The sequence below is a fragment of the Bacillus paralicheniformis genome, from assembly GCF_002993925.1.
In the GTDB taxonomy this organism is placed as follows: domain Bacteria; phylum Bacillota; class Bacilli; order Bacillales; family Bacillaceae; genus Bacillus; species Bacillus paralicheniformis.
In genome coordinates, this window is sequence record NZ_CP023665.1 from 3029590 (window position 1) to 3043273 (window position 13684).

General features: G+C 47.9%; 11 protein-coding genes and 1 other annotated feature. All 11 genes read right to left on the reverse strand.

Features of this window, described 5'->3' with window-relative positions; translation table 11 throughout:
* Positions 1-32: 32 nt before the first annotated feature.
* The 11 genes from clpX to ilvE all read right to left on the reverse strand — a co-directional run bounded on the left by clpX (position 33) and on the right by ilvE (position 13581).
* Positions 33-1298, reverse strand: coding sequence for an ATP-dependent protease ATP-binding subunit ClpX (gene clpX, locus CP943_RS15445; RefSeq protein ID WP_003184083.1), 1266 nt, complete (start codon positions 1296-1298; stop codon positions 33-35).
* A 268-nt stretch (positions 1299-1566) separates the two neighbouring features.
* Positions 1567-2841 (reverse strand): trigger factor, encoded by a 1275-nt coding sequence (tig, locus tag CP943_RS15450; protein WP_020452470.1) that lies wholly within the window; start codon positions 2839-2841, stop codon positions 1567-1569.
* A 226-nt stretch (positions 2842-3067) separates the two neighbouring features.
* A complete protein-coding gene (ddcA, locus tag CP943_RS15455) occupies positions 3068-4075 on the reverse strand; it encodes a DNA damage checkpoint antagonist DdcA (protein ID WP_023855434.1) in 1008 nt (335 codons plus the stop codon).
* Positions 4076-4204: 129 nt separating this feature from the next.
* A complete protein-coding gene (leuD, locus tag CP943_RS15460; protein WP_026579127.1) occupies positions 4205-4804 on the reverse strand; it encodes a 3-isopropylmalate dehydratase small subunit in 600 nt (199 codons plus the stop codon).
* 12 nt (positions 4805-4816) lie between these two features.
* Entirely contained in the window at positions 4817-6235 is a 1419-nt protein-coding gene (leuC, locus tag CP943_RS15465; RefSeq protein WP_026579126.1) for a 3-isopropylmalate dehydratase large subunit, read from the reverse strand.
* Positions 6236-6268: 33 nt separating this feature from the next.
* Positions 6269-7381 carry a 3-isopropylmalate dehydrogenase gene (gene leuB / locus CP943_RS15470; RefSeq protein WP_023855435.1) on the reverse strand — a complete coding sequence of 371 codons (1113 nt, stop codon included), beginning with the start codon at positions 7379-7381 and terminating at the stop codon, positions 6269-6271.
* A gap of 27 nt (positions 7382-7408) precedes the next feature.
* Complete coding sequence (locus tag CP943_RS15475; protein WP_026579125.1) at positions 7409-8965, reverse strand: 2-isopropylmalate synthase; 1557 nt, start codon at positions 8963-8965, stop codon at positions 7409-7411.
* On the reverse strand, positions 8952-9980 hold the full coding sequence (gene ilvC, locus CP943_RS15480) for a ketol-acid reductoisomerase (protein ID WP_020452476.1): 1029 nt from the start codon (positions 9978-9980) through the stop codon (positions 8952-8954). Before ilvC ends, CP943_RS15475 begins: the two co-directional genes overlap by 14 nt.
* A gap of 23 nt (positions 9981-10003) precedes the next feature.
* Positions 10004-10522, reverse strand: coding sequence for an acetolactate synthase small subunit (gene ilvN / locus CP943_RS15485; protein ID WP_020452477.1), 519 nt, complete (start codon positions 10520-10522; stop codon positions 10004-10006).
* On the reverse strand, positions 10519-12243 hold the full coding sequence (gene ilvB / locus CP943_RS15490; RefSeq protein ID WP_079289276.1) for an acetolactate synthase large subunit: 1725 nt from the start codon (positions 12241-12243) through the stop codon (positions 10519-10521). Before ilvB ends, ilvN begins: the two co-directional genes overlap by 4 nt.
* Before the next feature lie 157 nt (positions 12244-12400).
* Positions 12401-12662, reverse strand: a binding site (T-box leader).
* Positions 12663-12666: 4 nt separating this feature from the next.
* Positions 12667-13581 carry a branched-chain-amino-acid transaminase gene (ilvE, locus tag CP943_RS15495; protein WP_023855438.1) on the reverse strand — a complete coding sequence of 305 codons (915 nt, stop codon included), beginning with the start codon at positions 13579-13581 and terminating at the stop codon, positions 12667-12669.
* Positions 13582-13684: the final 103 nt, after the last annotated feature.

The following is a 13684-nucleotide window of genomic DNA, read 5'->3' on the forward strand; positions in this document are numbered from 1 at the left end:
AAGAACCTCCTTTGGCTAGGAGGTTCTCTGCATTATGCTGAAGTTTTTTTGTCTTTATTGACGACCGTGCCGTCTTTCATAATGAGACGCGGCGGTTCGCCGTCAGTGACGGTTTTGCCTGTAATCACGCATTTTTCAATATCCTCGCGTGACGGCAGATCGAACATCACGTCGAGCATGATTCCTTCGATAATGGAACGAAGTCCGCGTGCTCCTGTTTTACGTTCAATTGCTTTTTTAGCGATTTCTGTGAGCGCTTCGTCTTCAAATACAAGCTCCACATCATCCAGCTCAAGCATTTTTCTATATTGTTTAACAAGTGCGTTTTTCGGTTTTGTTAAAATTTCAACCAGCGCTTTTTCATCGAGTGGTTCAAGGCTTGCGATGATCGGGAGACGGCCGATGAATTCAGGGATCAGACCGAAGCGAAGCAAGTCTTCCGGAAGAACTTTGGAAAGAAGCGCTTCTTTTTCAAGATCTTCATGCTTGTTGTCAGAGCCGAAGCCGATGACCTTTTGACCGAGACGGCGCTTGATGATTTGCTCGATTCCGTCAAAAGCTCCGCCGCAAATGAACAGGATGTTCGTTGTGTCAATCTGGATGAACTCTTGATGAGGATGCTTTCTTCCGCCTTGTGGAGGAACGCTTGCAACCGTACCTTCAAGAATTTTAAGCAGAGCCTGCTGAACGCCTTCACCTGATACATCGCGTGTAATTGAAGGGTTCTCGGACTTTCTGGCCACTTTATCGATTTCATCGATGTAGATAATGCCTTTTTCCGCTTTTTCAACATCGTAGTCAGCAGCCTGAATCAGCTTAAGCAAAATGTTCTCCACATCTTCACCGACATAGCCTGCTTCAGTAAGCGAAGTGGCATCTGCAATGGCAAACGGCACATTCAGGATGCGGGCTAGTGTTTGAGCAAGAAGCGTTTTTCCGCTTCCAGTCGGTCCGATCATGGAAATATTACTTTTTGACAGCTCGACATCATCGACTTTGCTGTTCGAATTGATCCGCTTGTAATGATTGTAGACGGCCACGGCAAGGGATTTTTTTGCCTGGTCCTGGCCGATGACGTATTCATCAAGAATCTCGCGGATTTCCTTTGGTTTTGGGACATCTTTGAACTCCACTTCTTCTTCAGAGCCGAGTTCCTCTTCTACAATTTCAGTGCAAAGTTCGATGCACTCGTCACATATATATACGCCTGGTCCGGCGACAAGCTTGCGTACCTGATCTTGTGTTTTTCCGCAAAACGAGCATTTTAATTGTCCTTTTTCCTCGTTGAATTTAAACATTCTTTCACCCCTTATATCCTTGTCATTCCTGTTTCTTCGTTAAAAGAAACATCGCTTGAAAACATTCGTTCCATTATGTATTGCATTTTACCACACTTTCCAAAAAGGCGATAACGTTGTGTTTGCCGTTCGGCATATTCAATATGTATGTTGATCAAAACGACATTATCTATCCTTTCCCAAAGAAAAGATGATAAGTCAAAATTGTATAAAACAAGGCACGAAACATTCGCGCCCTGTTTTATATAAAGTATGATTATGAAACATATTAACGGTTTTCTACAAGAAAATCAATTGCTTTGCGAACTTTTAAGTCCTCTTTCATTCCTTCTGTAGAACCGATTGCTTGTTTGATGTTTTCAACAGGCATGTTGTACGCTTCAGCCATTTTAGAAAGCTCTTCTTCGACTTCTTCGTCAGTGACTTGAAGGTTTTCAGCTTTGGCGATCGCTTCCAGTGTCAGGTTGGATTTCACGCGTTTTTCAGCATCCTCTTTCATTTGCTCTTTCAGCGCGTTTTCATCCTGTCCTGAGAATTGGAAGTAAAGCTCAAGGTTCATGCCTTGCATTTGCAGACGCTGTTCGAATTCTTTCATCATGCGGTCAAGCTCTGTGTCGATCATCGCTTGAGGAATGTCAGCTTCAGCGTTTTCAGCTGCTTTTACGACAAGCTCTTCGCGAAGTTTAGCGTCCGCTTCGTTTTCTTTTGCTTCCTCGAGACGTTTTTTCGTTTTTTCAGTCAGCTCGGCAAGCGTTTCAACTTCCTCATCGACATCTTTCGCAAACTCGTCATTAAGCTCAGGAAGCTCCTTCGCTTTGATTTCGTGGATTTTCACTTTGAATACGGCAGGTTTGCCCGCAAGCTCTTCCGCATGGTATTCCTCAGGGAATGTTACTTCTACGTCTTTTTCAGCACCGGCTTCAAGTCCGACAAGCTGATCTTCAAAACCTGGAATGAAAGAGCCTGAACCGACTTCAAGGGAATAGTTTTCCGCTTTTCCGCCTTCGAACGCTTCGCCGTCTACGAATCCTTCGAAGTCAAGAACAACAGTGTCCCCTTCTTCCACTTTGCCGTCTTCTTTTACAACGAGTTCAGCCTGGCGCTCTTGAAGAGACTTCAGTTCATTTTGAACGTCTTCATCCGTTACGGCAGTATCGTCTTTTTCAATGCCAAGGCCTTTGTATTCGCCAAGTTTCACTTCAGGCTTAACCGTTACCTTCGCAGTGAAGATCAGGTTTTCGCCTTTTTCGATTTTTTCCACATCGATTTCCGGGCGATCAACAGGCTCAATGCCCGCTTCCTCTACCGCTTTCGGATACTCGACAGGAAGCAGGATGTCCAGCGCATCCTGATAAAGCGCCTCAACACCAAAACGCTGTTCAAACAAACCGCGCGGTACTTTCCCTTTGCGGAATCCAGGAATGGATACTTGCTTTACGACTTTTTTAAATGCATCATCAAGGGCTTTATTAAAGGTATCGGCATCTACCTCAACCGTTAAAACGCCTTCGTTTCCTTCTTGCTTTTCCCATTTTACTGACATGTGTTTCCCTCCAAAATCTATTCAGGTTGTGTCGGTTTTCCATTTTAAAACAAACAAACGGCTACGTCCATCGCAAGCTGCCGACTGTGTGCAGCTCATGTGTTTCTGACAGCCATCATTATGTATACAAAGATAAATAATGAACTTTAAGCGGCAAACGGATCAACTTCCGTTTTTCACAAATGCAACCACTATATTATAACACAATGCCCGCTGCTTTCAACATTTACAAATAAGAAATTTCTTCTATGTCTTTGATGAGCGCGCAGGCCTCGTCAAGCTGTCTGTCATTGAATTCATAGAGAATATGAAGCTCCTCTTTATCGATGTCGATCCCGTGCATTTCGTATCCGACTTTATGCAGCGCAGCAGCCCAGAGCTCGCGGTTTGAGTATTTCGGCTGAAACGGATAGAGGACGTAAATATGCCTTCTCCACAGCTCTTCGACCGCTTGGTACAGCGTGGGATTTTCATTCCCCAGCGTGTCATCCAGCACGCTCAGAACATGCTTTAATATCGGCATATCATCCGGCTTGACTGTCTCTGTCGGATTAATTGTCATCGAATCGCCAAATTTTGCGACAAGTGTCGGCTTTTCATGGTCTGACTCGGCCAAAAGCTGGAGAATCATCGTTTTTACGACAGGATGCGCGCTCGGATTTTGCAAAATTGTTTTCAACAAGCCGATATAGCTTGTCAGATTGCGGTCCTTCAGTCCGTGAAGAAGCTTAACCTGCTCTTCCGTGTCATTCAAAAGCCTTTCCTGATCAACCTCCTCCGTCTCGGGAAGGTCTTCGGTGATATCCTCAGGTCCGGGGTCTTCCGTCATCTTGCGGCTGAAATCAAGCAGTTTATAAAACTGTTCCGCGCTTTCAGGAGGCAGCTTATTTTCTTCGAGTACAGCTTCAATCGTTTCTTTTACTTTTTCGTATTGTCTGAGCTGGATTAAAATCGTCATATAGACTTGTAAAACGGTAAAATAATGGCCGTGGCCTTCTTTCAGCATTTTTTCACAGATGCCTTTCGCTTCTTCAAGCTCGCCGATTTCCAGCAGGCAGATGGCCATTCCCAGATAAATATCCGATTCCTCGTCATCATAGCGCTTCGCTTCAGAAAACAGCCTGAGCGCTTCATGGTAATTCTTTTCTTTAAGCGCGGCCATCCCTTTGTGCACTAAACGCTCCTTAACGTTCGGGAACGGGATGATCTTCGAGTTTTTCTTGTCATGCTTCATTTCTAAGTTCCTTTCAGGCACTTATTTTTTAACAAGTGTATCAACCCGGCCCGCTAAACACAAGAAAGAACCGGCGGCAGTATGCTGCCTTCAGCAAAAAAAGCCTCCGATCTACATCGGACAGCTTTTTTATGCTTGCAACCAAGAACTTCTCTGTTTCTCAAATTGTTCGATTTCTTCTTCAAGGAGCAATGTTAAAGAAATTTCATCGTAACCGTTCAGCAGCATCTCTTTCCAATGCGGATCGACCTCAAATGCAATCTGCTGCCCGGCGTGGTCTGTTATCGTCTGTTTTTCAAGATCGACAGTCATCGGCAAAGACTGATGTTCATACTGTTCAGCAAGCACTTTCCACGTCTCGTAAGGAAGGCGGATCGGCAGCATGCCGTTTTTGAAACAGTTCTGGTGAAAGATATCGGCAAAAGACGGCGCGATAATGATTTTAAATCCGTAGTCGTCTAGCGCCCATGGGGCGTGTTCCCTTGAAGAGCCGCAGCCGAAATTTTCGCCGGCGATTAAAATCGAAGCGCCTTTGTATTCCGGCCGGTTCAGCTCAAAATCAGGGTTTGGATCGCCGTTATCCAAATACCTCCAGTCAAAGAAAGCAAAGCGGCCGTATCCCGTTCTTTCGATCCTCTTTAAAAATTGCTTCGGAATGATCTGGTCCGTGTCTACGTTGATTCTGTTTAGCACCGCCGCTATTCCGGTATGGGTCTTTAATGGCTCCATCTTGTCACTCCTCTATACAGCTGTTGTCTCTTGGTAATATTTTCTGACATCGACAAAGCGTCCGTGAATCGCGGCCATCGCGGCCATCGCCGGGCTGACGAGATGCGTCCTGGCCCCTTTGCCCTGTCTGCCTTCAAAATTGCGGTTGGAAGTGGAAGCACAGCGCTCTCCTTCAGGGACAACATCGTTGTTCATGCTCAAACACATGCTGCATCCCGATTCTCTCCATTCAAAACCCGCTTCGATGAAAATCTGGTGAAGCCCTTCATTTTCAGCTTGAATTTTGACGCTTTGCGAGCCGGGAACGACGATCGCTCTGACGCCGTCGGCGACTTTTTGGCCTTTTATCATTTCAGCAGCCTGGCGAAGATCTGTCATGCGCGAGTTGGTGCATGAACCGATAAAGACGTGCTCGATTGTAATGTCCTCGATTTTTTTATATGGTTCAAGACCCATATATTCATATGCGCGCTGCGCTTCTTTTTTATCGTCTTCCTGAGAGAAGGCCTCAGGGCCCGGAATCGCTTCATCAACCGGCAGCACCATGCCAGGGTTGATGCCCCACGTCACCATCGGTGAAATCGCGCTTCCGTCCATCAAGATCGTCCGGTCGTAGACCGCCCCCGGATCGGTTCTCAGATTCTTCCACTCTTCTACAGCTTTCTCAAACTCTTCGCCTTTTGGCGCATATTTTTTCGTTTTGACATATTCAAATGTTGTTTCATCCGGTGCAATCAATCCTGCTCTTGCCCCAGCTTCGATTGACATGTTGCACACCGTCATCCGTTCGTCCATCGACATGTTTCGGAATACTTCGCCGGTATATTCAATGACATAACCCGCACCGAATTTAACCCCGTATTTTCCGATGACCGCCAGAATGACGTCTTTAGCCGTCACTCCTTTTTGCAGTTTGCCGTCAACGCGGATTTCCAGCGTCTTCGGTTTTTGCTGCCAAAGCGTCTGCGTCGACAAGACGTGCTCCACCTCGCTCGTTCCGATTCCGAAAGCGAGCGCACCAAACGCTCCGTGTGTAGATGTATGACTGTCTCCGCAAACGATCGTTTTGCCCGGCAGCGTCAGCCCCAGTTCAGGCCCGATGACATGGACGATCCCCTGGTCGACGCTTGACAAGTCTGCGAGGCGGATGCCGAATTCTTCGCAATTCCGTTCGAGCGCACTGACCTGCCGTTTGGCGACATCATCTTTAATCTCAAACCGATTGACAGTCGGAATGTTGTGGTCCATTGTGGCAAACGTATTTTGAGGCCGTCTGACTTTTCTATTCTTTTGCCTTAGGCCTTCAAAGGCCTGGGGTGACGTTACCTCGTGTATCAGATGCAGATCGATATAGAGAAGGTCAGGCTTCCCTTCACCTTTTTTAATCACGTGTTGATCCCAAATTTTTTCGATGATCGTTCGAGGCATCATCTTTCTTCCTCCCTCTACCAATATCCATTTTCCTTAAACGTAAGCGGTCATGATGTTTGAAATGGCATTGTCGTCTGCCAGCGCAGCTTTTACTTCCCCTGTAATCGATTGAGTCGTGGAATGTTCCGATCCTTTTGCCAGGTCCTTCGTCCGCTTACCTGCCCGGAGAACTTGATCAACTGCGTGTTCAACAGCTTTCGCTTCAGCTTCAAGACCGAATGACGTCCTGAGCATCATAGCCGCGGACAAGATCGCCGCAAGCGGATTGGCAATGTTCTGTCCCGCGATATCAGGGGCCGATCCGTGGACAGGTTCATATAGATGAAGTCCGGAGCTTGATAAGCTTGCCGACGGCAGCATGCCGAGCGACCCGGTCAGCATCGATGCTTCATCGCTTAAAATATCGCCGAACATGTTTTCAGTCACGATAATGTCAAACTGTCCAGGCGCATAAATGAGCTGCATCGCTGCATTGTCGACGAGCATGTGCTCAAGCTTGACGTCAGGAAACTCTTTCGCTACTTCTTCCGCCGTCTTGCGCCATAGTTTGCTTGACTCAAGGACGTTCGCTTTATCAACTGAGGTCACTTTGCCTTTTCGTCTCTGCGCCATTTGGAAGGCCTCCCTGATGACCCTTTCCATTTCCGACTTTTTATAAAACAGCGTGTCAACGGCTTCTTCCTCGCCGTTCTGATTGACGTACTGCTCGCTAGGCTTTCCGAAATACAGGCCGCCCGTCAGCTCGCGAACGATGACAAAGTCAACACCTTCGATATATTCAGCTTTTAACGGAGAAGCTCCCGCAAGGCTTTCAAATACTTTAACAGGCCGCAGATTGGCAAAAAGATCGAGCTGCTTGCGGATGGCGAGCAGCCCTTTTTCAGGCCTCAGCTCAGAAGGATTTTGATCCCATTTCGGCCCGCCTACTGCTCCGAGCAAAATGGCGTCCGCAGCTTTGCAAGCGGCGACAGTTTCCTCGGGAAGCGGCGCTCCCGCCTCATCAATTGCCGCTCCGCCGATCAGGCCGTATTCAAATTCGAATTCATGCTGATAATGTTCAGCAACGCTTTTCAGCACATCAACAGCCGCGTCCAATACTTCGGGACCAATTCCGTCACCGGGCAAAAGTGCGATTCGTTTTTTCAAATTCAACAAACTCCTTCCTTATTACTGTTATGATCCTACAGCCGCCTGTTTTGACAATCCTTCCGTATTCGTCTTCAATACGAGATAGCGGTTCACTGCGTTCAAGTAAGCTTTGGCAGATGCTTCGAGAACATCCTGGGCGACTCCGCGTCCTCCGGATTCTTTTCCGTCGATCATCACCCTGACGTATACTTGCGCAAATGCATCCTGTCCCTTGCGATTGGATTGAATCCGGTAATCAAGGAGCTGGACTTCTTTATCCATACAGCGCTTCAGCGTGTTGTACACCGCTTCAACACTTCCCGCTCCGGTCGCCGCTTCCTGGATGATCTGATCCGTTTCCTGATCTTTAAGGGAAACCGTTGCTGTCGGAACCTGCGAGGTGCCGTAATGAACCTGCAGCGAAATAAATTCATAGCCGATTTTGCGGTCTGCCGTTTTCTCCTCGAGAATCAGCGAGATGAGATCTTCATCCGTAAATTCCTTTTTCTTGCCGGTAAGTTCTTTAAAGATGTTAAAAAATTTATTGATTTCTTCTTCTCCAAACTGGAATCCGAGGTTTTGCAGCTTATCTTTAAATGCGTGGCGCCCTGAATGCTTTCCGAGGACAAGCGCATCCGTTTTTACGCCGACAAGCTCCGGAGAAATAATTTCATATGTTGTTTTTTCTTTTAAGAAGCCGTCCTGGTGAATGCCTGATTCGTGGGCAAAGGCATTATCGCCGACGACCGCTTTGTTCCGCGGCACGGCCATGCCGGTCAGTTTGCTCACTAAATCACTTGTCCGCTTAATCTCATTCAGCTGAATCGTTGATTCCGCCTGGTAGAAATCTTTTCGGAGATAGAGGGCGACGGCGATTTCTTCAAGAGAGGCGTTCCCCGCTCTTTCGCCTATGCCGTTGATGACCGATTCGACTTGATCCGCTCCGTTTTCAATCGCAGCCAAAGAGTTGGCGACAGCCATGCCTAAATCATCGTGGCAATGGGCTGAAAGCGTGACTTTGTCAGCATTGCGGGCATTTTCTTTAATATAGCGGAAGATATTTCCGTATTCGGCGGGCGCTAAATAACCGACCGTATCCGGAAGATTGACGACGTCCGCTCCCGCGGCGATCACTTCGCTGACGATCTCGGCTAAAAACGGAAGGTCGGTCCGGCACGCATCTTCGGCAGACCACTGGACGATCGGGAAGCGTTCTTTGGCGTATTTCACCATTGCGACCGCCTGTTCCAGAACCTGTTCGCGCGTTTTTTTCAGCTTATATTTTAAATGGATGTCAGAAGTGGCGATAAAAATGTGAAGCCTTGGTTCAGCCCCGTCTTTGAGCGCTTCCCACGCCGAATCGATATCTCCTTTGACAGAGCGGGCAAGCCCCGTTACCGAACAGTTTTTAATCGTCCTTGCGATTTCTTTTACTGCGTTGAAATCCCCGGGGGATGAAGCGGGGAAACCCGCTTCCATAATGTTGACCCCGAGTTTTTCAAGCTGCTGGGCGATCGCCAGCTTCTCCTGCGTGTTTAAATTAACGCCCGGCGACTGCTCACCGTCACGGAGTGTCGTATCAAAAAAGTTAATTTTTCGCACCGGCTACCACCGCTTCCTTCTTCTTGCCCTGCTTGACAAACGGCATCATTTCGCGAAGCTTTCTTCCGACCACTTCGATTTCGTGTTCGTTTTCGCTTGTATTGATGGCGTTGAAACGCGGACGGTTGACTTGGTTTTCGACGATCCATTCTTTCGCGAATGTACCGTTTTGGATGTCTTTCAATACTTCTTTCATTGATGCTTTTACCTTCTCATCGACGACGCGCGGGCCTGATACGAAATCTCCCCACTGCGCTGTGTCTGAAATCGAATATCTCATGCCTGCTAAACCTTCTTCATACATCAAGTCGACGATGAGCTTCAGCTCGTGCAGACACTCGAAGTATGCGAGTTCAGGCTGATAGCCCGCTTCTGTCAGCGTTTCGAATCCTGCTTTGACAAGGGAAGTCAATCCTCCGCACAGCACCGCCTGTTCACCGAAAAGATCGGTTTCAGTTTCTTCTTTAAATGTTGTTTCAAGAACACCGGCTCTTGCTCCGCCGATCGCTTTAGCATAAGCAAGGGCTTTGTCTTTCGCTTCCCCTGTGACATCCTGATAGATCGCAAACAGCGCCGGAACCCCTGCACCTTGTTCAAACGTTCTTCTGACTAGATGTCCCGGTCCTTTAGGAGCGACAAGGAATACGTCAACATCTGCCGGAGGCACGATCTGATGGAAATGAACGTTGAATCCGTGGGCGAATACGAGTGAATTGCCCGCTTGAAGTCCGTCTTTAATTTCCGCTTCATACACTTTTTGCTGCTGTTCATCCGGAAGAAGCACCATAACGATGTCGGCCTGTTCTGCCGCTTCTCTTACCGTGAAAACTTGATGGCCGTCTTCCTCTGCTTTAGCAAAGGATTTCCCTTTTCTGACGCCGACAATGACGTCCACTCCGCTTTCTTTCAGGTTCAGTGCGTGCGCATGGCCTTGAGAGCCGTATCCGATTACCGCTACTTTTTTGCCTGCCAATACGTTTTCTTTGATATCACCGTTATAATATACTTTTACCATTTCAATCTCTCCCTTTTTATGTTTTATACAATAGATATTGTTTTAATAGAGGACGGCTTTTGCTGGGTTCCCCTCGCAAAGGCCGTGGTGCCTGTTCTGGCAACCTCTTTAATCCCGTATGGTTTCAACAGTTCGATCAGGGCTTCGATCTTGCTTGATTCCCCCGTCACTTGAATCACGACGCTGTCTTTTGCGACATCGACGACAGTCGCCCGAAACGGTTCAATGACGCCGTTTATTTCCGCCCTGCTCGACGGAGGGGAAACCACCCTGATTAATGCCAGCTCTCTTTGGACGATCGATTGATTTGTAATATCCGTGACTTTCAGTACATCAATCTGTTTGTTTAATTGTTTTGTCAGCTGTTCCGTTTCTTTTTCATCTGCCACATGCACGACAAACGTGATCCTGGAAATCCCCGCTGTTTCGGTGTGGCCGACGGTAATGCTTTCAATGTTGTAATGCCGTTTTGTAAACAACCCTGTAATTCTGTTTAAGACGCCGCTTTGATTCAAAACCGTCAGCGTGATGATTCTTTTCAAGGTTTCACCCCCACCATTTCGTGCAGCCCTTTTCCAGGCGCAACCATTGGAAATACTTTTTCAGCTTGTGCAACCTGAACATCGATGACCACCGGTTCATTCGACGTTAGCGCCGCTTCCAGCTTTTCTTCCGCTTCTTTTTCAGATGTGATTCGGACACCTTTGATGCCGTATGCTTCAGACAGCTTGATAAAATCAGGCTGTGATGCGAACTTGGAGTGTGAATAGCGCTCATCGTAAAAGATCTCCTGCCATTGCCGGACCATTCCGAGGCAGCGGTTGTTTAAGACCACGACTTTGATCGGAAGGTTCAGATCGCGAATGACGGACAGCTCCTGCAGTGTCATCTGGAATCCTCCGTCACCGAGTATCGATACAACTGTCGCATCCTTATCCGCAAGCTGTGCCCCGATTGCCGCCGGAAGTCCGAAGCCCATCGTGCCGAGCCCGCCGGAAGTGACCCACCTGTCGGCTTTTTGGAACTGATAAAATTGCGCGGCCCACATTTGATGCTGTCCGACGTCCGTCGTTAAAATAGCTTCGCCTTTTGTATAGCGGTGGATATATTCGATCAGCTTCTGCGGTTTGAATCCCTCTGCTTCATTCTCTTCATACCAGAGCGGATATTCGTTTTTCCAGTCCGCAAGCTGCTTTTTCCACTCATCGGAAGCGCTCGGTTTGCCGTTTTGCTTGATCAGCTCTGTCAGTACAAGCTTGCTGTCGCCGACAACCGGAATGTGCGTATGAACGATTTTGCCGATTTCAGCCGGATCGATGTCAATGTGAGCGACTTTCGCATATTTTGCAAAATGCTTCAAGTTCCCTGTGACCCGATCATCGAATCTCGCACCGATGCTGATTAACAGATCGCTTTCATACAGAGCCATGTTGGCCGCATACGTTCCGTGCATTCCGGCCATCCCGAGGAAAAGCGGATGGTCGGCTGGAAATCCTCCCAAGCCTAACAGCGTATGCGCCACCGGAATTTGCTGCTGTTCGACATAATTTTTTAATTCTTCTGACGCTTTCCCGTGCAAGACGCCCGCGCCCGCTAAAATTACCGGCTTTTTCGCTGCACTGACCGCTTCCACAAGCTTTCTGATCTGCAGATAATTCGGTTCCTTCGTCGGCTGATAGCCAGGAAGGTGAATCTCATGGTCGTAGCGGAATTCTCCTTCTACAACGGCGATGTCTTTAGGAATATCGATTAAAACGGGGCCCGGTCTTCCTGTTGTTGCGATATGAAATGCTTCTTTAATAATTCTCGGCAGATCTTCTGCATGGCGAACCTGGTAGCTGTGCTTTGTAATCGGCATCGTAATTCCGATGACATCAGCTTCTTGAAATGCGTCAGATCCGATAACCGAGGTCGCAACCTGACCGGTGAATACGACGAGAGGCAATGAATCGATCATCGCGTCGGCCAGACCCGTTACAAGGTTGGTCGCTCCCGGACCGGATGTGGCGATGACGACACCCGGTTTCCCCGAAATCCTCGCATATCCTTCGGCTGCGTGGATAGCGCCTTGTTCATGGCGCGTCAGTACATGAAACATCCCCGATCCGTAGAGTTTGTCATAAATCGACAGGACCGCACCGCCGGGATACCCGTAGATCACTTCGACATTTTCCTTTTTTAAAGCCTCAATCAGCATTGACGCCCCTGCCATTGTTTGTGTACATTGGGCATTTTCAGCATCCAACTGTACATTCGTCCCCATTTTTCTTCCTCCTTATCAAGTGATCATCATCACTGTTCATTCACGTGGTTTTTTTAAAAATAATTCATGTATATATGCCGCAAAGCATGTTTCCAATCTGCTTTTGCAGCTAAAAAAAGCCTTCCCGCCCACTGTTGACGCTGCACACCTTGCAGGCCAAAGGGGCGAAAAGGCTTTTCTTTCCGCGGTACCACCCTTGTTCGCGGCTTTCGAAAGCCGCCTTATGGATAATCGCTTATCCGGTTTAATAACGAGTGAACCTTCGTGACGTTCACCCGGCCAGCCTTACTAAACTTGGAAGTCGTTCAGGCTGACACTCAGAGGGGAGTTCACAAGCGGAGGCCGTCACCGGTTTCCAGCAATCCCGGCTCTCTGCAGGCGGCGTTTCCGCTGTTACTTATCCTCTTCAACGTTTGTCTTTATTCAACTGACACTTAAGCTTTGATCTTCGAGGCTGACTTTTATCCCTTCACGGACGACGCGCTCGCGGAACTTTTCAAGCATCCGGTTTGTGTGGACTCCCGGTTTGCCGTCCCCGATCTTGCGGCCGTCAACTTTAACGACCGCGATGACTTCTGCAGCCGTTCCGGTTAAAAACACTTCGTCGGCTGTGTATACGTCATGGCGGGTAAACGGCTCTTCCTTCACTTCATAGCCGAGCTCCTGCGCTATTTCGATGATGGCATTCCGGGTGATTCCTTCAAGCGCTCCGATATAGCCCGGAGGCGTCAAAAGCTTTCCGCTTTTATAAATAAATACGTTATCCGCAGAACCTTCGGCGACATAGCCTTGATCATTGAGCATGAGCGCTTCTGTCACGCCCGCCATGTGCGCCTCGATCCGGACAAGAATATTGTTTAAATAGTTCAGCGATTTCACTTTAGGGCTCAGCACATCAGGTCTGTTTCTTCTTGTTGGAACCGTAACGATGTCAATTCCCGTTTCATATAAGTGTTTCGGGAATATTGCCAATGGTTCGACAATTATAATGACACTCGGGTGTGAACAATTGTTTGGATCGAGTCCGAGGTCACCTGCTCCTCTTGAAACGACCAAGCGGATGTAAGCGTCTTTAAGCCCGTTTTTTTCGACTGTTTTGAGAACGTGCTGTGTCAGTTCTTCCTGCTGATATGGAATCTCCAGCATGATCGATCTCGCAGAATCGTAGAGGCGGTCCATGTGCTCTTTCATTCTGAAGATGTTGCCGTCGTATACCCTGATCCCTTCAAACACGCCGTCCCCGTATAAAAATCCGTGATCATAGACTGATATTTTAGCGTCTTCTTTTTTAACGAGTTTGTCGTTTAGGAAGATCCACTGGTCTTTCTGGTCCCCCATCCCTCTAGCACACCTTTCTGTTGTAAATGAACGCTTTAAACGGTTAAAAATCGATGATGCGGGAACCCGTTTTCCCGCTGTCATTCCCGGGAAAGATGAAAAG